The organism is Acetobacterium sp. (genome assembly GCF_039830195.1).
In the GTDB taxonomy this organism is placed as follows: domain Bacteria; phylum Bacillota; class Clostridia; order Eubacteriales; family Eubacteriaceae; genus Acetobacterium.
Genome location: NZ_JBDODG010000008.1, coordinates 12,452 through 36,498, shown reverse-complemented (window position 1 = coordinate 36,498; position 24,047 = coordinate 12,452). Strand labels below are relative to the sequence as shown.

Annotated in this window: 17 protein-coding genes; 11 read left to right on the top strand and 6 right to left on the bottom strand. The window is 50.4% G+C overall.

The window, feature by feature from the left end:
* Positions 1-51 precede the first annotated feature (51 nt).
* The 9 genes from ABGU93_RS02935 to ABGU93_RS02895 all read left to right on the top strand — a co-directional run bounded on the left by ABGU93_RS02935 (position 52) and on the right by ABGU93_RS02895 (position 11,179).
* Positions 52-3,177, top strand: coding sequence for a DUF3427 domain-containing protein (locus ABGU93_RS02935; RefSeq protein ID WP_347412014.1), 3,126 nt, complete (start codon positions 52-54; stop codon positions 3,175-3,177).
* 73 nt (positions 3,178-3,250) lie between these two features.
* Positions 3,251-3,598, top strand: coding sequence for a hypothetical protein (locus ABGU93_RS02930; RefSeq protein ID WP_347412013.1), 348 nt, complete (start codon positions 3,251-3,253; stop codon positions 3,596-3,598).
* A 200-nt stretch (positions 3,599-3,798) separates the two neighbouring features.
* A complete protein-coding gene (locus tag ABGU93_RS02925) occupies positions 3,799-4,884 on the top strand; it encodes a chitobiase/beta-hexosaminidase C-terminal domain-containing protein (protein WP_347412012.1) in 1,086 nt (361 codons plus the stop codon).
* A 165-nt stretch (positions 4,885-5,049) separates the two neighbouring features.
* Positions 5,050-6,360 carry an NERD domain-containing protein gene (locus ABGU93_RS02920; RefSeq protein ID WP_347412011.1) on the top strand — a complete coding sequence of 437 codons (1,311 nt, stop codon included), beginning with the start codon at positions 5,050-5,052 and terminating at the stop codon, positions 6,358-6,360.
* A gap of 27 nt (positions 6,361-6,387) precedes the next feature.
* Positions 6,388-6,891: a hypothetical protein gene (locus tag ABGU93_RS02915; RefSeq protein WP_347412010.1), complete on the top strand. Its 504-nt coding sequence runs from the start codon at positions 6,388-6,390 to the stop codon at positions 6,889-6,891.
* Between the two features lie 238 nt (positions 6,892-7,129).
* Complete coding sequence (locus ABGU93_RS02910) at positions 7,130-7,921, top strand: hypothetical protein (protein WP_347412009.1); 792 nt, start codon at positions 7,130-7,132, stop codon at positions 7,919-7,921.
* 113 nt (positions 7,922-8,034) lie between these two features.
* On the top strand, positions 8,035-9,132 hold the full coding sequence (locus ABGU93_RS02905) for a hypothetical protein (RefSeq protein ID WP_347412008.1): 1,098 nt from the start codon (positions 8,035-8,037) through the stop codon (positions 9,130-9,132).
* Positions 9,133-9,221: 89 nt separating this feature from the next.
* Positions 9,222-10,952 carry an HD domain-containing phosphohydrolase gene (locus ABGU93_RS02900; RefSeq protein WP_347412007.1) on the top strand — a complete coding sequence of 577 codons (1,731 nt, stop codon included), beginning with the start codon at positions 9,222-9,224 and terminating at the stop codon, positions 10,950-10,952.
* 38 nt (positions 10,953-10,990) lie between these two features.
* Positions 10,991-11,179, top strand: a complete 189-nt coding sequence (locus tag ABGU93_RS02895) for a 4Fe-4S binding protein (protein ID WP_347412006.1) — start codon at positions 10,991-10,993, stop codon at positions 11,177-11,179.
* A 138-nt stretch (positions 11,180-11,317) separates the two neighbouring features.
* Here the strand turns inward: ABGU93_RS02895 and ABGU93_RS02890 are convergent, their stop codons facing one another.
* Both ABGU93_RS02890 and ABGU93_RS02885 read right to left on the bottom strand, forming a co-directional pair.
* Positions 11,318-11,686 (bottom strand): nucleotidyl transferase AbiEii/AbiGii toxin family protein, encoded by a 369-nt coding sequence (locus ABGU93_RS02890; RefSeq protein WP_347412005.1) that lies wholly within the window; start codon positions 11,684-11,686, stop codon positions 11,318-11,320.
* On the bottom strand, positions 11,683-12,276 hold the full coding sequence (locus tag ABGU93_RS02885; protein WP_347412004.1) for a type IV toxin-antitoxin system AbiEi family antitoxin domain-containing protein: 594 nt from the start codon (positions 12,274-12,276) through the stop codon (positions 11,683-11,685). Before ABGU93_RS02885 ends, ABGU93_RS02890 begins: the two co-directional genes overlap by 4 nt.
* Positions 12,277-12,562: 286 nt before the next feature.
* Between ABGU93_RS02885 and ABGU93_RS02880 the strand changes: the two genes are divergently transcribed.
* The gene (locus ABGU93_RS02880) at positions 12,563-13,228 is read left to right on the top strand and encodes a hypothetical protein (RefSeq protein ID WP_347412003.1); all 666 of its coding nucleotides are present in this window, start codon (positions 12,563-12,565) and stop codon (positions 13,226-13,228) included.
* Between the two features lie 75 nt (positions 13,229-13,303).
* Here the strand turns inward: ABGU93_RS02880 and ABGU93_RS02875 are convergent, their stop codons facing one another.
* Entirely contained in the window at positions 13,304-20,008 is a 6,705-nt protein-coding gene (locus ABGU93_RS02875; protein ID WP_347412002.1) for an amino acid adenylation domain-containing protein, read from the bottom strand.
* 304 nt (positions 20,009-20,312) lie between these two features.
* Here ABGU93_RS02875 and ABGU93_RS02870 point away from each other — a divergent pair, with 304 nt between their 5' ends.
* Complete coding sequence (locus ABGU93_RS02870) at positions 20,313-20,585, top strand: late competence development ComFB family protein (protein WP_347412001.1); 273 nt, start codon at positions 20,313-20,315, stop codon at positions 20,583-20,585.
* Between the two features lie 98 nt (positions 20,586-20,683).
* Here ABGU93_RS02870 and ABGU93_RS02865 read toward each other — a convergent pair whose 3' ends face one another.
* From ABGU93_RS02865 to dapA, 3 genes are all read right to left on the bottom strand, one after another.
* A complete protein-coding gene (locus ABGU93_RS02865) occupies positions 20,684-21,889 on the bottom strand; it encodes an aspartate kinase (RefSeq protein ID WP_347412000.1) in 1,206 nt (401 codons plus the stop codon).
* A 230-nt stretch (positions 21,890-22,119) separates the two neighbouring features.
* Positions 22,120-22,875 (bottom strand): 4-hydroxy-tetrahydrodipicolinate reductase, encoded by a 756-nt coding sequence (gene dapB, locus ABGU93_RS02860; protein ID WP_347411999.1) that lies wholly within the window; start codon positions 22,873-22,875, stop codon positions 22,120-22,122.
* 9 nt (positions 22,876-22,884) lie between these two features.
* Positions 22,885-23,763: a 4-hydroxy-tetrahydrodipicolinate synthase gene (gene dapA, locus ABGU93_RS02855; RefSeq protein WP_347411998.1), complete on the bottom strand. Its 879-nt coding sequence runs from the start codon at positions 23,761-23,763 to the stop codon at positions 22,885-22,887.
* Positions 23,764-24,047: the final 284 nt, after the last annotated feature.

The window sequence follows — 24,047 nt, the reverse complement described above, 5'->3', positions numbered from 1 at the left end:
ACTTTACTGGTTAGTCACGAAACGTTTGAAACATTTAAAGGAGACCCCCTCATGCTAAAACCAGGCCTATACGAAACCGTCATCACCCAGACCTTACAAAAAGAACTCAAGATCAATGCCGGTTTTTATAGCGAAATCGGTCCCATCGATGAGGCTGAGGCAGCCAAGATCTTAACCAAGCATCTGACCGAGATCATCGAAAAAAAGCTGGAACGGGTTAAAGACCAAGGCATTAAAAGTCAAATCGCGCTGGTTAACAGAATCGCTGCAACCTTAAGTGAAGCTGAGGACGGCGTTGAAACTGATTTCGTCGACGAGACTGCTCAGCAATTATTTGGGTTGAGTGAGATCAAAAACAGTCTTCACGCCATCGATAAAAAGGTCAAGCTGATTCGTCCAGACACTTCCTTGGCCATGAGCTCTTTGTTTACCGGTGCCATCCATGAGCCCCAACTCTATACCGAGCTCAATAAGGAGATTGCCTCGAGCAATGCCATTGACCTTTTGGTGTCATTTATTAAATGGAGCGGGCTTAGACTCATCATCGATGAACTTCGCAGTTTTACCGAAAGAGGTGGGAAGCTTCGCATTGTGACGACCTCTTACATGGGCGCCACCGATGTCAAGGCCATCGAAGAATTGGAAAAATTAAATCATACCGAAATTAAAATATCCTTTGACACCAAACGAACGCGTTTGCATGCCAAAACCTATGTGTTTGTTCGGGAAACGGGTTTTACCACAGCCTATGTCGGTTCCTCAAATCTGTCCCATGCGGCGATGTCAACCGGTTTGGAATGGAATGTCAAAGTTACGGCTAAAGATTTACCAGAGACCATCGAAAAAATTAACGCCACCTTTGAAAGTTATTGGAACAGCCGAGATTTTGAAGCCTACGCAAAGACGGACCAAATCCGGCTTGAACAGGCATTGCGGGCTGAAAAATATCATGATGCCAATGAACAGCGGCTCTATCTGGTAGATATCCGCCCTTATCCCTACCAGCAGGAAATCCTCGATCGTTTGGAAGCAGAACGCACCATCCGTCAGCATTTTCGTAATTTGATCGTTGCGGCAACTGGAACTGGAAAAACAGTCATATCGGCACTGGATTATAAAAGGTTTCGGAAACAAAACCCGAAAGGCCCAAATCGTTTGTTGTTTATAGCCCATCGGGAGGAAATCTTAGACCAGAGCATCCATTGTTTTCGTAATGTTTTAAGAGATGAAAATTTCGGGGATCTTTTTGTGGGTAATCACCGACCTAGTCAAATCAGTCACTTATTTATGTCAATTCAAACATTTAACGCCCAAGCTTTTGCTGATAAAACAACGCCCGAATTTTATGATTATATCATCGTCGATGAGTTTCACCATGCAGCTGCCAAATCCTATCAACGGTTGTTAGATTACTACCAACCGAAAATTTTATTGGGTTTGACTGCCACGCCGGAGCGGATGGATGGACAAGATATTCTAAGCTTCTTTGATAACCGAATCGCTGCAGAAATTCGCCTGCCAGAAGCCATCGACCGAAAACTGCTTTCGCCGTTTCAATATTTTGGGGTGACGGACACCATCGACTTGGATACCCTAAAATGGAGTCGGGGCGGCTATGACGTTCGGGAGCTTTCTAATGTTTATACCATGGATGCGTTTGCGGCCAAACGGCGTGGGGAACTCATTGTAGCCGCGTTATTTAAATATGTTAGCGACATCAATGCGGTCAGAGGGTTGGGCTTTTGTGTTTCACAGGAGCATGTCAAGTTTATGGCTGATTTTTTCAACAAAATGGGAATTCCATCGATCTATCTCATTAGTTCATCCACTGATGAGGAACGATACACCGCAAAGACCAGGCTTTTAACCGGTGAGATCCGTTTTATTTTTGTGGTGGATCTCTATAATGAAGGGGTGGATATACCTGAGATTAACACGGTGCTGTTTCTAAGGCCGACCCAAAGTCTTACTATTTTTTTACAGCAGTTGGGAAGAGGGCTTCGACTTTCGGAAGAAAAAGACTGTTTAACAGTGCTGGATTTTATCGGTCAAGCCAATCACCATTACAATTTTGAAGATAAATTTAATGCGCTGCTTTCCAACGCCACCCGCAGCCTGACACATGAAATTAAAAACGGTTTTGTCAGTGTTCCAAAAGGCTGTTATATCCAATTGGAGCAAAAGGCCAAAAAAATGATTCTTGATAATATTGCCCAATCCTTTGGTAAAAAATCGGGGCTCATCACCAGGCTTGCAACCTTTACCGAGGATACTGGTCTGACCTTGAACATAGCGAACTTTGTGAATCATTATCATTTAGATGTCAGAAGCATTTATGTCAGAGGGAATTTTTCGCGGCTTTGTGTATTGGCAGGGGTAACGGATCACTTTGAAAGCCCCTTGGAAGTGGTACTAAATAAAGCATTTCCGCGGATCTGTGCCATCGATTCTCGTCGGTGGATTAGATTTTTGTTAGCGGCTTTGCCAAATATTGAAACACAGACGTTTACCGAAAAGCAATGGCGCTTACTCAACATGTTCCATTACACCATTTTTCAGAAATCGTATCAGGAATGTGGTTTTTCCGATCGAAAAGCGGGATTTTTGCAGTTAAAAAACAATGGTATTCTATTTGAGGAACTGCTGGCCTTGCTCCAATTGAATCTTGATAAAATTGACTTTGTGGATGAGCCGTTAAACCTAGGTTACGATTGTCCCTTAGACCTGCATTGCACCTACACCCGTGACCAGATTCTTGTGGGGTTGGATTATGACAAACCGGGCAACATTCGGGAAGGGGTAAAATACCTGCCAGATAAAAACATCGACGTCTTTTTTATAACCCTTAACAAATCGGATAAAGATTATTCACCCACCACCATGTATAAAGATTATTCCATCAACGACGTTCTTTTTCACTGGCAAAGTCAAAGCACCACCTCTGAGAGTTCGCCAACAGGACAGCGTTATCAAAAGCATCAAGAATGCGGCGGGAAGGTGCTGCTTTTTGTTAGAGAGTTCAGAAAGGATATAGGAGGGACTGCGCCTTATACCTGTTTGGGGCTTGCAAATTATGTGAACCACCAAGGTTCCAAACCGATGAACATTACTTGGCAGTTACATAAGAGTATTCCGGCCCGGTTTTTGAAGAAGACGAATAAGTTGGTGGTGGGTTAAGGTGTTTATGTTTTGGTGGAGGTTGTGAAACCGACTGTTTAGTACACAAATTTACAAATAAAAGGAGACTATCATGGGTTTAGATCTTATTCTCGAAGCAACTGAAAAGAAAAAGTTTTATGAAAACAGTGACTATTTTAATCAAGAGGCTGAAGACGAAATTCCCTTTAATGTCCGCTGCCAGATGCGTACCATCGAATCACTTAAAAACGAAGAAGAATTAATGGATGCCTTGGGTGATATGGAGGCCCGGGCGTTTAGGGAAATTGATAACTGTCACTATATTATCGTGGATAAAGCAGGTGTGCAGGAATTAATCCGCAACACAAGTCTTTCCGAAGAGGCACAGCAAGCGCTAAAGAAAGTCTTGGAAGAGGTCGATTTTGAAAAGGAAATATTTACCGTCTATCCCTGGTGGTAAGTGAGCTGATGGTGCCGGACGTTAATTTATAACGCTGGCGGTACCAGTCATCAATTTACTGTCATTTATCTGTTTTTATGTTTAATCAATTATAGTTTAGAAATATTTTGAGGTGCTGAGTGGAAGGAAACAAAGATAGTGTTAAAAAGATAGTCCTAATTTGCTTGATTTTATGGCCAATTCTGACGGTAATCATTTTTTTGATTGTAATAAACCTGGGATTATTGGATGTTGGATCGAAAAAAACAAGCGTTGCAATGCCTGTGTTTACGACGCAATTGTCAGAGGATGGAAAAACGGTCACGTTAAAAACTGATAAACCAAAGAGTGGTATTCTTTACTACACTTTAGATGGAAGCGACCCAACTGAGCAGAGTACAAAATATGAAAGAGAAATTACGGTGGATCGCAACGTGACACTAAAAAGGCTGTTTGTCGATGAGAATGGAACACATTCACGAATCGTAACGAATGTAATTTCGATAGAATCACAATCCGCAACGAATACGATTTTGACAGAGGAGAACAGTGAGAACAATAATGGCACGTCAGCTACAACTGAAAGTGCGAAGGCCAATGATCAAAAGATAATCAATGAAACAACCTATGTGCCGCTTCAGGTAATATATCAGGTGACCTATCAGGATGCCATCGTTGACCCGGACTACAATTACAAAACAGTTAACTTTTCTTATCAGCGTCCGGTTTTTCCCAAAACCAGCCAGGCTCTGGCCAAAATCAATGCGCTTTATGATGGGCTGGAAAAGGAATGGAAGGAAAAAATTCCAGAATTTACTACGAAAGCGATTAACTATTGGAATAACAACTCGGATAGCCGAAAAAACTCATTTATCAAATATGATACACGGAGTCAGATGGAGGTTGTTTGTTATGAGGTTTATAACAAAAATAACCTGTTATCAATACAGCAGGATGTTTATTCAAACTTTGTCGGTTCAACTCATGGCTATCACGAACTCACCGCCCATACCTTCAATACCAAAACCGGGGAAGAATTGCTGCTGGGGGATATTTTAAGTATTGATGAATCCCAGCTAAAGACACAACTAACCAATGAATTTGCCAATTTGAATAATAAAAATATCGACCTGAACAAGGTATACGAACTTTTAGGTGCCGATGCAAAATATTATCTGACCGATTCCGGGGTCTGCGTCTACTTCAATCAGTATGAAGTCGCCAGCTATGCAGATGGACGGATTACCATAACCATACCCTATTCCCGAACGGATTTACTCAAACCAATCGAAACAATGATCCTATAAATGGATCAGATTCCTGTGATCTGACGGTGCCTGACGTTAATTTATTACTGGCCGAAGAAGCATATGGTAGCGCCTGACATCAACTTATATTTACTGTCTATCCCTAGTGGTAAGCATAAAACAAGTTTTCAGAGATTTAGCACTAATTTAGAGGAGGTCCCGCCCATGTCCCTATTCACCCCCAACGCCACCCCCATCTTCCTGAAAGAAGATTCCGACACCACCCAACATATCGCCCGGCTCAAAGAACTTCATGAAAAAGCCACCGGCAAGGTCAAAGATGACATCGCCCGGGAAATCACCCTGGCCAGCTATGGCGAAGTCGGGGAGAAAAACATTGCCTTTGAATTGAAAAACGCCGGTATGCCGATGGTTATCATTCATGACCTGCGCCTGGAATTTGAAGACCTGACGGCACAGATCGACTATGTGGTGGTCACCCGGAAACTGATTTTTTTAATCGAATGCAAGAACCTCTACGGTAATATCGATATTGACAACCAGGGGAATTTTGTCAGGAGTTATCCCTGGAATGGTCGAACGGTTAAAGAAGGGGTATATTCGCCCATCACCCAGAACCAGCGTCATTTTCAAATTATGAAACAGCTTTATCGGGCAAGTCGCAAAAATTCGCTGTCCAGAGTATTTTCAGATAAGGCGTTTGATGACTTTTATCGCAGTATTGTCGTCCTTGCCAATCCCAAGACGGTCCTCAATGCCAAGTACGCCAAAAAAGAGGTAAAGGATCAGGTGATCCGGGCCGATCAGCTGATTACCCATATCAAGAATCAGAATAAGCTGTCAAAAGAACTGCCTAGTTCGGAAAAGATGATGAAAGAATGTGCCGAAAGAATTCTTGCGCTTCACAAACCCAATCCAACCGATTATACTCAAAAATATGCGGAACGGATCAACAAAACCCCAGAAACCATCGTTGTTGCAGCAGCCGTCCAACCAGTAACAAATGAAAAACCGACGGAATCCCACCCCGTGGCAAAACCACCATCGCCAGCCCAACCAGCCGATGCTGAATTGGTGGCAAAACTTAAAGCCTATCGCCTGGAAACCAGCCGCACAGAAAACGTGCAAGCCTATGTGGTTTTCAATAATAAGCAATTGGAAGATTTGATCAGTCAGAAACCCAGAACAATCGAAGAATTGCAGCAGATATCCGGTTTTGGGCCGATTAAGGCGGAAAAGTACGGCCCCGGCATTCTGACCGCGCTCAAATCCGGGCCGACAGTTGAACCCAGCGAAAAACAAAGCCAGAGCTGGTCGCCCGCTCAACTCATCGGCGAAAAAATCACCCATCAAAGTTTTGGCTCCGGGACAGTCAAAAGCGTCAGTCGCCATGAGATTGTCATCCAGTTTCCCGTGACGGCCAGGAGTTTTGATTTTCCGGCCGTCTTTGATACCACCATCTGGCTGTCAAACCCGGCCTTACAAAAGAAAGTGGAAGGTCTGATCAAAGCCTAAAAATCCCCCAAAAGGAGGTCCCCCCCCATGCTAACCACACCCCCAACCCCAGCCCTGATTGCCCACTGGCAGTCCGTCTTTAAAACCTACCAGTCGCGGCTGGTGCCCAATCGTAAAAGCACCGCTCAGGTGATTGCCTATCTGAGCGAACGCTATCCGCTGGAAGCGGTGGACACGGCCGCGGCGCTGGCCGTAGTCACCGGCAATATTACCGGCAATCGGCCCTTTGCCGAAAAATGTCCGCCGGGCCAGGATTTACGGCCGGTGGTCTTTCGCATCCCCCGGCAGGGTAGCGGCGTCCGGCTGTACGAACAGCGGGAGGCCCTTTATGGCGACGCCCCGATCATCGTCGGGCTGGAGCACGAAACCGCCTTTGTGATGGTGGAGGGCAGCACTGATCTGGCCGATGAACTGGTGGCCTTTGCCGGTCTGGATCAGGCCGATCTTGACAACTACTATCTGGTCGCCAACTACATTGCCTGTCTGGAAAAATTCGGTTTGTTAGCCCAGGTCGTCCCGGCGCAACCATAGCTGGTGTTGCTAAACCCGTTTCAGCCCATTAAATTTGTCGGTGCCTGTCCCTAATTTATTTAGCAAGTGGGATCAATATAGCATAGATGGCAATGATGGTTGCTAGAAAGAAATAGTGCGGCGCCGGTTTTTAACGATCTGGCCGAGGAAAGGCTGGCGGTGTTGATTGAGCCGGTAGCTGGACTTACGAACGTGGCGTCTTTAACGAGGGTAGAATATACTATATGGGGTGTCTCAATTGAAAAAACAACTAATCACCGCAGTAATTAATAATAAGGACAGGATCTCGTATATTAATTTAAACGAAGAAGCTCAATACCTGGGCTGGACTCATGATTTCAATATCATTTTTCCCGATGGGGTCAAGATGGACCTGGATTTAAAAACGGAAGAAGATCTGTTTTTGCTGTTCGTGCTGGCATCGGCCTGGTCGCGAACAGGTCAATGGGAAAATGCTGCTTATTTTGTGACCTATCTAAAAATCAAAAAAAAATACTACCGTGACCAATGGCTTGATATCGATTTTGTAAATAACGAAATGGCCGAAAAAGATAAAAATGCGGCTTGGATTGTTTCAGAATGTGGTGGCGTTGTGCCTCGGAAAAAAGTCTGCTTTCGGAAAGACGTTTATGCTAGTGTCGTCGTCATTGCGAAAAATTGGATCATGATTAAGGAAAAGCTTGAGCTGGCCGCCCGTTTAAATGATTATGCATTGTTCATTGACTACCTTGCCAGCCTTGATGGCTTGGGGACAGGTCAAAAACGGATGCGTATCAAGATTCCATTAATTCTCAGAGAACTCCGTTGTCAGGGTATTTACCCAAGTATCCCCGGTGAGTTTTGTTGCGTACCGGACGAGCGGGTCAAAACAGCATCAAAAGAGTTGGGAATCGTGCTACCAACGATTAATTCAATCGACAGTCTCTTTAAGGCTTCCGCCATTATTTATCAGCAGTTTGGTGATCTCTATGACATCCCACTCTTTGCCTATGAAGATTTGAAAGTGGTTTGGAATGCATACCGTGCCTGACATTAATTTATTAACTTATAAAAAAGCGCCATTTCGGTGGATGTAATGGAAAAACGGAACAGTCCCGCCAATTGATTGAAAAATCAGATGAATGGAATAATCGAGGTGTAAAAATGAACCAGAAAGTAACTCAACCAACGCAACCATTATCTTCTGAACCCCCGCTGTTGCTCCATCTTGAATTGACTAATCCGTGGAGCAGCCCGGCCGCAACCCGGCTGTTGATGCAACATGCCGATGCGACCAAACGGGGCACCATCACCCGGGATCTGCTGATTCCGGCGGAGATGACGCTGCATCAGCTCCATTATGCCGTTCAGCGACTATTTGGCTGGCAGAACTCACATCTCCGGGCTTTTCGTCTTGATGAAAAGGATTATGAGCGGCTGACTGATCTGCGTTTCCGGGAATGGGCGCAGCTGGCGGGGGTGCTGTTTCGGGGCATCGTCACGGATCTCAACGAGCAGTTCTGGGATGACGACTATACCGGTGGCAACATGAAAAGCTGGCTCCGGAAAAAATATACTGGTCCGTTTGTCAACGGTAACCGCAGCGAAGATTTTATAAACGCACAGGACAGCATTACAGAACTGCTGGCGCGCTTTCCGGTTATTGACGTATTGGAATCGTTTCATGATTTTTATGAACGGACCAAAGGTTTAACCGCGCTTCCCGGGGAAAAACCCAAAATTATCCGCACGGCACCGCCTCTGGATCTCAGCATCGCCGAGCTGGAGTCGACCATTTCCTTTGATTCCGGTTTTGATGAGCTGTTGGAACGTCTGGCGGTAAAAACCATTCTCGGCACCCGAAACCAACGGCTGGCGGAGTTTGATGAACTGACTCAGATCTTCGATGATGAGATCCCCCGACCGGTGACCAAAAAATTGATCTACAATTATGATTTTGGCGATAACTGGATCGTCGAAATCACCCGGCATACAACAACCAAAACCCTGCCGGAGCAGGATGGTTTAGATGAATACTGGGTTACTGAAGCGGCGGCCATCGTCACTGCCAAACACCAGCCCGTTTGCATTCAGAAAAAGGGCGGTTATGTCATGGATGATGTCGGGGGCATGGGCGGCTTTGCTGAATTGATTAACACCATCTATCAATCACCCGATCCCGCCGAACGCCAGGAATGCCGAAGCTGGGCCACTGCCATGGGCTGGAGTAATCGCAAAATCGAACTCGCCAAAATGCTGTAACGGTCGGCAGGGCATTTATCGTTGGCGATTGAAAATAACATCCTTCAATCAACTAAAATCACCATCATCATCAAAGAGAGGGTTAATTTATGGAAAAATTTCAAGCTACCGTCAATCATCAAATCCGCATCACCATCGTCGGCCTGTGCCTGCTGGGGACGATTTTTGTGGCGGTTTATTTTAATTATTTCAAGGGCATCGATGTGGTTTACACCCACCTGTTTTACGTCGTCATTGTGATGGTGGGGCTGTGGTACAAACGGTACGTGATCCAGCTGGCGATGTTTCTGGGCGCTTTCCATATCGTCATGGACTATCTCAGCAACGGTGCTTTTTTGATGGCGCCACTGCTGCGGGCCAGTATCCTGCTGTTTGTCGCGTCGGGGATCTATTTTCTGATCAATCAGTTGGAGTGCAGCCATAAGAATCTCGACCGGGTGATGAAAAGCGTCGGCGACGGCATCATCGTTGTCGATCTGGAGCAGCGGGTGACGATGCTCAATCGGGTGGCTGAAGAGCTGACCGGCTGGACTAACGATGAGGCCCGGGGCAAAAGCTTTAATCTGGTCTTTAACCTGTCCCACGAAAACGCTGAATATGAGGTCGTCAATCCGGTCGATACGGTGTTAAAAACCGATCACAGCACCGCTTCAAGCAACCATGCCATCATCACCGACCGCTATGGCAACCGCTTTCATATTGAAGACAGCGCCACTCCAGTCAAGGACGGCGAGGGCGCGACCACGGGGGTGGTGCTGATTTTTCGGGATATCTCGGAGCGCACGGCCCAAAGCGAACGGATTGCCTACTTGAGCTACCACGACCATCTGACCGGGCTTTACAACCGCCGTTATTTTGAGGAAGAACTCAAGCGCATCGACGGCCGCCGCCATTTTCCGCTGTCGATTATTATAGGTGATATCAACAACCTGAAAATGATCAACGACGCCTTTGGCCACCTGGCCGGGGACGAGGTGATTTACGCAAGCGGCAAAGTCTTCAAGAAATTCTGTCGGCCCAATGATGTGGCGGCCCGCTGGGGCGGTGATGAGTTTGTGCTGCTACTGCCCAACACTGATGCGGAAGCCACGGCGCAGATTGTTGAACGGCTGAACCAGGCGGTGGCGCTGGCCCCGGTTGACCAGGGAATCCTCTCGATCGCCTTTGGCTGGGACACCAAAAAACAACTGTCGGAAGAAGTCATGGTGGTGTTCAAAAATGCTGAAAACATGATGTACAAACATAAGCTGCGGCAAAAACCCCAGGTCCGGGAGGACACCATCCGCACGATTATGGGGTCGCTCTATCAGAAAAACGGGGCCGAGAAAAACCACGGCGACAACGTCAGCCGCTATGCCCGCCAGATCGGAGTGGCTCTGGAACTGAGCGAGGCGGAACTCGAGACCCTCAACTGGGCGGCGCGACTCCACGACATCGGCAAGGTCACTGTTGATCCGGCGCTACTGACGAAAAAAGAAGCGCTGACTGCCGCTGAGTGGGAGACCCTGCGGCGGCATCCTGAAATTGGCTATCATATTACCAATAACTCGGCCGAACTGTCAGAAATAGCGCTGGCAATTCTGGGCCACCACGAATGGTGGGATGGCAACGGTTATCCCAAGGGCCTGAGCGGCCGCAAAATTCCGCTGCTGGCACGGATTATCGGGCTGGCCGAAGCTTATGACGCACTGCTGACGGACCAGCCCTACCGCCCGGCGGTGACCACCAGCCAGGCCCTCGCTGTCATCGTCCAGGGCTCCGGCACCCAGTTCGACCCGACCATTGCGGCGGTCTTTGTCAATCGCGTGATCGGGGTTTAAGGTGGCATTAAAAGAGATGATTGAGAAAAGGAGCAGCGATGAACGATTCAACCTTTTATTTTAGTGGCACCGGCAGCATCCGCCTTAAGGGCGAGCGGTTTGTCTTTTCCACGGGCTGCACCGCCTGCATGCGCTGCTACAATTTCTGTCCCACCGGCGCCATCACCATCGACGGCGTCGTCGCTGATCCCCAGAAATTTCCGCGTTATCAGGGGCCGGAGGCGTAAGGGGAGGGGAATGGGCTCGACTAAACTAGTTTATCCAGAATCGCAGTGATGGTGTTGCAAGTGGCTTCATAGGTTATGTCTTTGGCGTAGTCAAAATCTTTCTGGTATTTCTTCCAGAAATTTTGCATTTGAGTACTGTCAAGAACCTTGGCCATTTATTCTGATACTGCGGTTATCAAAAAGAAGTGGTAAGCTATATTCAATTTCACGGGGGGTGATTTTATCACCGGTGGTGACATCGACAAATAAAGGCACACTCATCGGCGGATAATTAGCTTTTAATCCTACACGAATACCAGGATAATCGTCGGTTTCACGAATATCGGTTATATTGATAAGCTCAAAGTTAATATTATCGTCGATGTTGATCTGTAAAATCTCAGTAAAAATGTCTTGAATGGATTCATGAGTTAATGTGAGTCCTTTGATTGTTGTATCGAGGTCCATCGTCGTTCGCGTATCAAGACCGACAATCGCTTTTAACTGCATGGCATTAGTGGTGATCATAATAGTACCTCCATATAGTTTAATATCTTAGGTTTTACGCGCAGTTTTTCGGCTAGATCGATGAGTTTATTAATGTCTTTATTTTTAGATTCGGCGTAGGCCTTCATTGCCTGATTCACTATTTGAATGTCACAGGTGTTATTTCCCTTGACGATATCACACAAGGTACGTTCGATATCATAGACCCGCAGCGTATTGCCCCAGGGTGATCGCAATGCGGTGATTCCCAGATCGTAAATGTCCGAAATAACTCTTTTGATAATAACATTTTCATTTTTAAGCGAGGTAGCATGATAGCCGTGGGGGAAGGTCATATGAAATTTGATTGGGGTACGATCACTTATCCCGTGAAGATACAGGGCTGTTTCATGGGAAAAAATCCCTTTGTTATAGCGGTATTGAAGAACATACAGCTCATCTTCCCAGACATCCGGTCGCGCGTAGATACCCCGGCTGATTTTGTATAATTCGTTTTTATCCACCAATTCGGTCAGACAACGCCGGGGAATATTAGCCGCGGTGACCTGACTGGCGGTGATAAAACCATTGTTTTTATTTAATATTTCTTGAATGTTCGTGTTGCAGATCATAAATAGCACCCCCGATCTTGTACTTATACACTTCGTATTATAACACAATGATGTGTATGTGTACAAATAAACCGGGTCATTTTATCAAACATCTAAAAAATTAATCAGGAGGATTTATTATGGTAATTTATGCAAGTACCGCCATCACCCTGGCGCTGGTATTTTTTTTTGGGTGTCGTTTTAACGCCATTATGTTTAAAAAAGCTGTTAATCTACCCGGCTGATCGGGTATAATAAGACCAGCAACCCAGAAAAGGTTATAATCGAACAAACTAAGGAGAAAGTTATGAAACAAATGACCTGGTCCAGATCAACCAGCCCGGCGGGCGAAAAGCCCGTGATTGTCTCGGAATATCTGCTTAATGAGCTGGGTATTTTTGTCAAGCGTGAAAAACGGATGCCGAAAAAGCCCGGCCTGACCGCCCTGACGGGTTTTCGGGTTGGCTATGCGGCGGTGCCCGGTACCGACTACCGGGCGGCACCGCTGGATCGGACGGCGATTCTGTGGCACAAGATCACCGCCGTTAAAGAAGCTGGGCCTGACCGTTTGATTGTTTCGGGAAACCAGGAGGATCGCATCACCCTGTGCTTTGACCCGGATGACCGGGACATGGTGATGGATTATGTGGCCACCAAACGCCGAGAACACCCACCGGTTCGGGCGGCGGATTATGCTGCGGCTGCCTGGTTGTGTTGGCGGGACGACGATGACTGGGGTGATGCTCCGGGCATGTCCCTCGCGGCGATGGTCGCCCGGGAAAAGGAAACCGAGCGCTTTATTGAACCCGAAGTGCTGGCCGAAACACACCTGGCCGGGGTGCGCGAAGCACCGCTGCTGCAGCCCGCGGCAGTGGCTGATGATGGCCCGAAATGCTGTCAACACTGCGGTGCCGCGCTGATACCAGAGGGCAAGTTCTGTCCCCAGTGCGGCAGCCCCAACCCGGCGGTTTAGGCGTTACGGTAGTTTAAACAAAAACAGGCAGCGGTTAATCCCGCGGCCTGTTTTTGTTTTGTTTAATTGTCGTGTTTAATTCTCGTCCAGATCAAAGAAGCCCAGCCCATCCAGGGCGGCAATTGATTTGTGCATATAGGTTTCGTTGGTAATCGGCCAACCGTGCCCGATCCGGTACAGCACTTCGGTGGTGAAGCGGTTTTCGGGATCAATCGGGTAGATGTGGTTGGTGGTGTCGCTGGTCAGGTAGACAATCAGCCCGGAAATGGCCGGGGCCACCTCGGCATCGGCCATGCCGGCCTGAAGGGCGGCGCCGAAGTCGGCGTCAGAGACCACCTTAATGGCAAAGCCGTAGGCGTTCATTTCGGCCAGCACGTCGGCCATATAGACGGTATGGTTATTGTAGGGGTGGAACACGGTCAGCTCGCGGTTGGTCTGGGACAGCTTCAAAATGGCGTGGGCGGTGGTATCAATCGGCGAAAACTCAACCGCCTGACCCAGCGCGCTGACGGGGAACTGGCCGAGGATCTTATAGCCCTTGAGGCCCCGCATAAAGCCATTATGGAGGAAGTTGATCTGGAATTCGCCATCACTGTTGCGGCTCATCAGATTACCGACCCGCATGATCTTGGCGGCTAAGCCGGCATCGGCGACGGCAGCCAGCACCGCCCGTTCGGCCAGAAACTTGGAATGAACATAGGCGTTTTCGAGACTCTGATCAAAGTACAGCTCGTTTTCGCGGATCCGTTTGTCCTGGGGTGGGGCACCGTTGATGCCTTCCCCGGCGATGCTGACGGTGGAGACCTGAATCAGTTGCTGGCCGGTTTTGAGACACAGCGCAATCAGGTTTTCGACGCCGCGGACATTGATCTTTTCGAGGGTATCGTCGGCGACAAAATGCTTGACGCAGGCGGCGCAATTAATAACGGTATCAGCGGCCACCGCCTCCAGCGCCGTCAGGCTGTCGGGATTGGTGATATCGCCTTCGACACAGAAAATCCGGCTGCCGAACAGCTCATCATAATCGCGGTTGAAATAGTAGACCAGCATCGTTTTGATCCGCTGTTCCAGCGACCGGGCCTTGCCCTTGCGGATAAAGCAGGTCACCTTGCCGTCATAATGATCGAGGAATTCCTTTAAGATATGGGTCCCCAAAAAGCCGGTGGCGCCGGTCAGGATAATATCGCCCAGCTCACGGGTGGTCAGGCTGGCCAGGTTGCTCAGGTCGTTTTCGGCCAGCACCGGCGCCAGCTTGTTATAGTCAAAGTTTTTGACGACGTCGGCGGGGTCGATTGTTTCAGCAACGTGTTTTTCAACAAAGGCGGCTAGCTTCTGGACCGTTTTGTACTCAAACAGATCGGCATAGGCCAGTGGAATCTGCTGGCTCAGGCACTTCATCGCCACCTTGGTGGCGGAAATCGAGGTGCCGCCGATGGCAAAGAAATCGTCCAGCACCGAGACGGTTTCCAGTCCCAGGGTGGCGCCGAAGATTTCCGCCAGTTGTTTTTCCAGCGCCGTTTCCGGAGCCAGATAGTCGGCGGTCTTGATGCCGGTTTCCGGCTGGGGCAGGGCTTTTTTATCGACCTTGCCGCCGGGGGTCAGGGGCATCGTCTCGAGCAAGACATAAAAGGTCGGGATCATATACTCGGGCAGCTGCGACAGCAGCAGATGGTGCCAGACCTTAGGGTCAATGGCCGCGGCGGGCCCGGTGTAGTAGCCGATAATATACTGGTTGCCGCTCTGTTCCAGAACGGTCACGGCGGTTTCCTTAATGCCCGGGTGGGCCAGCATCGCCCCTTCAATTTCGCTCAGTTCGATCCGGTAACCGCGGATCTTGACCTGGGAATCGATCCGGCCGATGTATTCAATCAGGCCATCGCCCCGGCGTCTAACCATATCCCCGGTGCGGTACAGCAGCCCATCATCGGGCCCGCTGGCAAAGGGGTTGGGCACAAAGGCGGCGGCTGTTTTTTCGGGCAGGTTATGGTAGCCCCGGGCAATCTGGCGGCCGGCATGGCAAAGCTCGCCGGGCATCCCGATGGGCACCGGGCGCAGCTGCTCATCGACCACATAGGAGCGGACATTGATCAGCGACTTGCCAATCGGAATATTATGGTATTCCTGATCGACGTTAAAGCAGGTGGTTTCCACCGTGCTTTCGGTGGGCCCATAGGCATTGACGACGGTAAAGGGGCGGTCGTAATAATGCTTGAGTTTTTCGCCGCCGAGGATGATATGGGTCAGGTCAGACGGGCCGGTCATATTGTCGATGATGATCTCGCCCATCTGGGTCGGGAAGATGGCCACGTTAATGGCTTCGTCTTTTAAAATCTGACAAACCTTAACGGCGTCCTTGCGGTCGGCTTCGGCAAACAGATAGACCAGGGCGCCGTTGGCCAGATAGGGGAAGATCCCCAAGACTGAGGCGTCAAAGCAGAAGCTGGAATACTGGGCGCAGCGGGTCTGCTCACTGACCTGCTGATTAACGGTTTCGTTGAGGATCAGGTTGCTGAGATTAGCATGGCTGATCATTACGCCCTTGGGTTTGCCGGTGGAGCCGGAGGTGTAAATCATATAGGCCAGATCTTCGCCCTGGGGCTTACTGGCGGTCCAGCTTTGATCCGGTTGATGGCCGTCAGCGGCGGCAAAGGCATCGAGGTTGATGGTCTGGTTGGGGAAAAAGCGGGTCAGCTGTTGGTATTCGTCGACATAGAGGAGAATATCGGCGGCCGAATCTTCCAGCATATAGCGGATCCGGTCTTCCGGGTATTCGGGGTCCAGCGGCACATAGGCGGCGCCGGCTTTCATCGCAGCGATAACGCCGATGATAAAGGCCCGGGTGCGGCCGGACAGCACCCCGACAAAGTCCCCTTTCTTGACCCCGGCGGCCAGCAGCTGCACGGCCAGGGCGTCGGAAGCGGCATCGAGCTGGGCATAGCTGATGCTGCCGAGGCGGTCCTGAACGGCGGGGCGATCGGGGTATTGGGCCGCCGCGGCGGTGAACAGATCGACAAAGGTGTGGCCGTAGAAGCGGGGATCGTCAACCATCGCCCGGGGTTCATCAAAGAGCAGCGAGATCTGCTCAAGATCATCGGTTACCAGCACCTGTTCGGCGGCCCGGGCCAGATTTTTAAGCAGGGCCTCCATCGAGCTGTCTTCGTAGCGGTTGCTCTCGAAGCTGGCCCGGAAATAGTAGTGGCCTGCGCGGATGGAGACTTCCACCGAAATGGCGGCGATGACCCCTTCGCTCATTACTTCCAGGGCTTCGGTGGGCTGGCCGGCGAGTTGGTCAAACTCAAAATTATCACCCTGGTAGACAAACATCACCTCGGCGTTGATACCAAAGGCCCGGCTGATTTCGGCAAAGGAGTAGATATCGTGATCCATGCTGTCGATCAGCTGGTTTTTGGTGGTGGTAAACAGTTCGCTGGCGGGAACCCCCAGTTGACAGGTTACCGGCAGGGTTTTAACAAACATCCCCATGGCCCGGTCGGTCCGGGAATCGCTGCGGCCGTTGTAGATGGTGGTAAAGACGCTGTGGTTTTTATGATTGTAGCGGCCTAAAAGATAGCCGAACAAGCCGACAAAAAAGGCATTGGGGCTGAGCTTGTGGGCTTCGCAATAGCTGGCCACGGCGGCCACCTCCAGCTGCGCCGGGATCAGGCTGACGATGCCGAGGGTTTTTTCAGTTTCGTTTTTGTCCGGGCCGGGTAAAAAGTCGGTGTCGCAGCCGGCAAAGAGGTCGGCAAAATAAGCCTGAGCCTGGGGATACTCGGTCCCGGCCCGGCTTTGCTGTTCGTCCCGGGCGGCGTCAAAACTGCTGTAGCTTTCGGGCTCCAGGGCCGCCCCGCCATAGGCCCGGTTAATGTCCTCAATCAGAATTACCAGCGAGGTGCCGTCACAGATGCTGTGATGGATATCGATAAAGAAATAGTTGCCGTCCCTGGTCTGAAACAGGGCCGCGTTAAAGAGCCGGCCGTCAATCAGTTTAAAGGGCGTGACCAGCTTGTCTTTATCCAGATAATCGCGGATCCGCAGGGTAAAGGGGCTGTCATCCCGGCGCCGCTGCATGATTTCGCCGTCGTCATCCATAAAAAAGCGGGTCTTGATATAGGCATGGGCGTCAATCGCCGCTTCGATGGCGGTTTTCAGCCGCGGCAAATCGACATCGGGGTGGAGTTTAAACAGGAAGGGAATATGATAGAGCAGTTCTTCCGGTTTGGCCATCGATTCGACAAACAGACCCATCTGGGTTTGGGTCAGCGGGTAGGCGTCCTGCTTGGTCGCGGCCGTGGCCGGGGCGCTAGCGGCGGCACTGGTCAGGAAGGCTTCCAACTGGGCCACGGTCGGATGCTCCTTTAAATCCCGGCTCTTGACCACCACCCCAAAGGCCTGGGACAGCCGCACGTTGAGGGTCACGGTGCCAATCGAGGTCAGCCCGGCCTCCTGCAGGTCGGTGTTGATGCCGAACTGGTCGTGGCCGAGAATTTTGGCGACGCAGTCATAGATCTTCTGCTGGGTCGGGTTTTGTGGCGGGGTCAAATCGGTCTGCTGTTTAACCGGCTGGGGCAGGGCTTTTTTATTGACCTTCATGTTCTGGTTCAGCGGGATGCTATCTAACTGCATCGTCACCGCTGGCACCATATAGGGCGGCTTTTCGGCTTCGATAAAGGCGTTCAGCGCGGCGACGTCAACCGGGCTATCAGCCACCACATAGGCGACAATGTATTTAACCCCGCTGGGATCATCATAGGCGACGACGGTGGCGTCCTTGATGCCGGGGTACTGGCGGATCACCGCTTCGATTTCGGTCAGTTCGACCCGGAACCCGCGGATTTTGATCTGGGCATCGCGGCGGCCGACAAATTCGATATTGCCGTCGGGCAGATAGCGGACGATATCGCCGGAATAATAGATCCGGTCATAGGGGGCGACATCATCAAAGGGGTTGGGACCAAAGGCGGCAGCGGTGGCCTCGGGACGATTTAAATACCCCCGGGCGACGTGCATCCCGGCAATGCACAGCTCCCCGGGGACGCCAATCGGCACCGGTCGCTTAAAGCGGTCGAGGATATAGATCTTGACATTGTCCAGGGCCTTACCGATGGGGATATTATCATAGTCGTCGTCGACCAGAAAACTGGTGGCAATGACGGCGGTTTCGGTGGGGCCATAAAGGTTGTGGAAATGGTAACGGGGCGGGTGGATCGTGGCCAGCTTCTCGCCCCCGGTGGACAGGTGCTTAAGTGAATAATTGCTGATGGTATCGGCAAACTGGCGGCCCACCTGGGTGGTCATAAAGGCATGGCTGACGCCATTGGCTTCAAAATAGTCATTGAGCCGCAGCAGATCGAGGCGGATCTCATCGGCAATGATATGCAGGGTCCCGCCGACGGTCAAAATCGGATAGGTGTCCATCATATTGGCATCAAAGCCAAAGCTGGCATAGGCCGCCACCCGGGCGCTCTCATCGAGATCAAAGTAGCGGTTGTACCAGTGGCAGAAACAGACCAGATTGCGGTGTTCCAGCATCACCCCTTTGGGCACCCCAGTGGAGCCGGAGGTGTAGAGCATGATCATCAGATCCTCAGGTCGGGGATCAGTCAGTACCATATCGCTGTCGGGCAGGGCCTTGATGTCCTTAGTCAGGATCACCGCTCCGGCGTAATCTGGCACCAGGTCCAGCAGTTCGGCATCGGCAATCATCAGCCGGGCGCTGGTGTCGCCAATCATAAAGCTCAGCCGCTCGCTGGGGTAGGAGGGGTCCAGCGGTTGATAGGCGGCGCCGGCTTTCAGTACCCCGATTGAAGCAATTGTCATCAGCTCGCTTTTGGCCAGCAGAATCGGGACAATGTCTTCCTGGCCGATGCCAAAGCCTTTGATATGTTTGGCCAGGCGGTCGGTGACATCGTCCAGCTCGGCATAGGTCAGTTGCACGTCCTGATAGACCAGAGCAATGTTGTCCGGGGTGCGTTGGGCCTGATTGCGCAGCATCGTCACCATCGTCAGGCTGGTATCGTAGGGGACGGCAGTGCGGTTAAAGGCTTCACAGCGGAGGGCTTCGGCCGCGGAAATCAGGGTGATTTCGGAGAGTGTGGCAGCACTCAGAAAACCGTCGATGGTCCGTTCCAGCAGATCGGCCAGATTGAGGATGGTTTCTTCTTTATAGAGGTCACTGCGGTAGTGCAGGGCCAGGGCATAGCTGTCGCCCTTGGGGCTGATTACCGCGGCCAGATGGGCGTGGCCGAGCTCCGGGGCGGTTGCCGTGTCATTATAAACAAAGCGCAGATCGGCGCTGAGATCCAGTTCCCGGGCCAGCTCGGCAAAACTCAGCTGCTGATGGTTGCAGGTGGCCTGATAATGGCTCTGAACCGCCGCCAGATAATCCTCCGGCGACAGCTCTTCAGCAATCTTTTGATGCAGCGGCAGGATACCGTCGCGGTTGGGAGCCGGCTGAAAGCACAAAACCGTTTCGTCCTGGCCGCTGAACTTGGCCAGAACATAGGCAAAGGCCGCTAAAAAAAACACCGCCGGGCTGACCTGGGCGCTGGTCAGCAGGGCTGTGATCGCCGCCGGGTCAAAGCGCCGCGACCAATCGCTGCTGACCGCAGCATCGGGGCCGGCCGCCCGGCTGAGGTGCTCGGGAAAATCATAAATCGGGTGGGAATCCACTTCCAGCCCGGCAAAGATGGCGGTGAAATACTCATGGCTCTGGTTGATCAGGGCCTGCTGGTCGGGGGGCGTGGCGGCATTATGATGATTGGTGCTGAGATCTTTCATATTTAGGTTATTCCTTTCTGCAGCAGATATTAGAACTGAATGCGGGCGATAACGCACGGTTGCATCGCCATCATTATTTTATATTTCTTATATTATAGCACATCAACCGTTTGCAGTGATGGTTTTTCACATCGATATAGCGTAAATTTACTGAGGGTCTGGCCACTGTTTATAAAGAAATTTTACCGGTTGAACTGAAAACGGTTGAAATGGAGTAACTTTAATAGTATACTAAAGATAGGAAAGTGTCTACTAGAGTAAACATAACTCAAAAAATAAATCGACAAACTTTGGAGGGAAAGAGATGTTAAAAAATTACATGGAGGAAGCGGTGGATTCATTTTTACCGCATATGCTCAAACAGTATCCAGAAATATGCCGATGTGAGCTTTGTCTTGAAGATATTAAGGCGATCGCGCTCAATAAGCTGAAACCGGCTTATTTTGTGACCCACGAAGGGCTGCTATTTTCTAAAATCGATGAAATGACGACCCAACACAAGGCCGATCTGACCAGTGAACTGACCCGGGCCATTGACATCGTCTCAAAAAATCCCCGTCACCCCAAAAAACAATAACAGGAAGTTTCCTGAACCAATAAGCCCGCAATACCGACCTGTCCGGTTGGTATTGCGGGCTTATTTTTGTGGGCCTTATTTTTTAAAACAGGTCGTTCTTATAAATCAAAGGCGTCCGCAGTGGCGGTGACGGCTTTGTCCTTGTCCTTGGCGGGGATGATACAGCTGATCCGGATTTCGGAAGTGGTGATCATCAGCATCTGGATGTTGTTGTCGGCCAGCAGCGCAAAAAACTTGGCGGCGACGCCGGACTGGCTGCGCATACCGATCCCGACTACGGACAGTTTGGAAACCTGCTCATTGATGATCACGCCGATGCCGGGATGTTTGTCCTGAAACGCCGCGAGGATTTTCTGGGCGTCGTCAAGATCGGTGGCTGGGGCGGTAAAGGAAATGTTGATGAGATCATCGATGGGGGCACTTTGGCTGATCATATCGATGTTAATGCTTTTGGTGGCAAACTGACTGAAAAACTGGGAGGTGATATTCCGATCAAAGGGAATATCACGGATGGTAATCATAATTTCGTCATTGTCAATGGCCACGCCGGTGATGGATTGTCCTTCCATGTTGTTTTCTCCTTTTTTAATGATGGTGCCGGGGACCTCGAATTCGCTGGAGGCGACCCAGATTGGGGTGTCGTATTTACTGGCCAGTTCGATCGCCCGGGGATGCATGACCCCGGCGCCGAGACTGGCCATTTCCAGCATTTCTTCGTAAGAAACGGCAGTAAGCTTTTTGGCCTGGGGATAAAGCCGGGGATCGACCCCGTAGATGCCTTCGACATCGGTATAGATTTCGCAGGGGGCCTCCAGTACGCAGGCCAGCGCCACGGCACTGGTATCCGAGCCGCCGCGGCCGAGGGTGGTGACGTCGTCATTTTCATTGACGCCCTGAAAACCGGCAATGATGACGATCTTATCTTCATTTAATGACTCTAAAATCTTGGTGGTGTCAATGCCTTCAATCCGCGACTTGGTATGACGGCCGCTGGTGCGGATGCCCACCTGAGGGCCGGTAAAAGAAATGGCGTCGTGACCGAGTGATTGCAGCGCCATCGACAGCAGCGAAATGGAAATCTGCTCGCCGGTGGACAGCAGCCGGTCCAGCTCGCGCTTGGGTGGGGAGGGATTGATGGCATAGGCCAGCTTGACCAGATCATCGGTGGTTTTGCCCATGGCTGAAACCACCACCACAATCTGATGGCCGTCTTTTTTCTTGGCAATGATGCGCTTGGCAACATTTAAAATCCGTTCGGTGGAACCAACCGAGGTTCCGCCGTATTTCTGAACAACGATATTCATGAGATTAACCTCTAAATCAGTAGCAGCTATGATTAATCGACTGTTAGTTGATCCTTTCTGTGATGGTGTGGGGGGAGCGATGTGAAATACCGTATCGACCAATTGTTAATCTGTTGTTCGCTGCGGAATCGGACAGGTTTATCAACCTGTCCGCTCCGATGCGTACAACATGATGTAACAATTGTCGGTACTGGGTTATACTTTTTTTAAGGCGCCTGAATCAAGCGAAACTAGTCGTTGACGACCATGGCCATGTCGTAGCGGCCGGGGGCCTGGCCGACCAGGAATTGGGCGGCTTTGACGGCGCCTTCGGCGAAGACTTTTTTAGACAGGGCGATGTGGTTGACTTCGATGATTTCGTCGTTGCCGGCGAAGATCACCGAGTGTTCGCCGGGGATGGTGCCGCCGCGAATGGCGTGGATGCCCAGTTCGTTTTCGGTGCGTTTGGCATCTCGGCCGTAACGGCCGTAGGTGTAGTCCTTTTTGGTGACCAGGCCGTCGTTGATGGCGTCGGCCAATAGCAGGGCGGTGCCGCTGGGGGCGTCAAGCTTTTTATTGTGGTGCTTTTCGATGATTTCAATGTCAAAGCCGCTTTCCAGCTTGGCGACCATTTCGGTCAGCATCTTGGCAATCAGATTGATGCCCAGGGACAGGTTGGCGGTTTTAAATACCGGGAATTCTTTGGCCCCTTCATCAATGGCTGCCAGGTCGGCCTCAGACAGGCCGGTGGTGGCGATGACGATGGGGATTTTGTGGCTTCGGGCAAAACCGAAAATCGCCGGAAAGGCCGCAAAGTGAGAAAAATCGATGATCACATCGATCGCTTCGGTACACTTGGTCAGATCATTGTAGACCGGAAAGGGTAGGGTGGTCAGCGCCTGCTGATCAAAACCGGCCACCACCTGGGTATCGGGGTTGGCCGCAATGATCTGCTGCAGGGTGGCACCCATGGCGCCGGAGACGCCGCTGAGTAAAATATTGATCATGGTGGCCTCCTATAATAAGCCGTAGGCTGTTAAATCGGCGATCAGTTTAGCTTTGTTGGCGTCTTCCATCTCGATCAGCGGCAACCGCATTTCGCCGGAGTCCAGACCCATCAGGCCCATGGCGGTTTTAACCGGAATCGGGTTGGTTTCATAGAACATCGCCAGATTAACCAGGTTGGTGCTAAACTGCAGCTCCCGGGCCCGCGCCAGATCACCGGCCATAAAGCTGGCGACCAGATTGTGCATGTCTTCAGGAATAATGTTAGCGGAGACCGAGATCACGCCCTTGCCGCCGACGGCCAGTATCGGCAGGACATGGTCGTCGTTGCCGCTGTAAATATCAATATCATTGCCACAGACCCGGGCAATTTCGGTGACCTGGCTGATATCGCCGCTGGCTTCTTTAACCGCTGCCACGTTGGGGATCTTGCTCAATTCTTTAATGGTGGATACGGCAATATTCATCCCGGTGCGGCTGGGCACATTATAAATAATCACGGGAATCGTGATGGCATTGGCAATCGCCGAAATATGGGCGATGATCCCGCGTTGGGTGGATTTATTGTAATAGGGGTTAATGATCAGGCAGGCATCAGCGCCGGCTTTTTCGGCTTCTTTGGACAGCATGATCGAATAGGCGGTGTCATTACTGCCGGTGCCGGCCACAAAAGGCACCCGGCCATTAATGTACTTGCCGGCATCGCGGAGCAGTTCGAGATGCTCATCATCGGTCAGGGTTGAGGTTTCACCGGTGGTGCCGGCAATCAGAATGGCATCGGTTTTGTTTTCGATCTGCCAGTCAATCAGTTTGTGAAAGCGTTCAAAATCAACTTTCCCATCTTTAAACGGAGTCACCAGGGCGACACAGCTTCCTGTAAAAATACTCATTTCAATCTCCTTTGATTTGTGGTTTTATGTGAGATACCGTACCGACCAATTGTTAATCTGTTGTATGCTTGCAGCTCGGACAGGCTCTGCCGTGTCCGCTCTGATGCACACAACCCGATTCATAATTGTCGGTACTGGGTCATCTGCATCTCAAATAAACGTTAACGACTTAAGTAATTCTAAAATTCGAACATAGAATGATTTGCTCTTTGAAGAACAATAATTGAAAACACTAACCTAGTACCGACAATTGTTACATCATGTTGTACGCATCGGAGCGAACA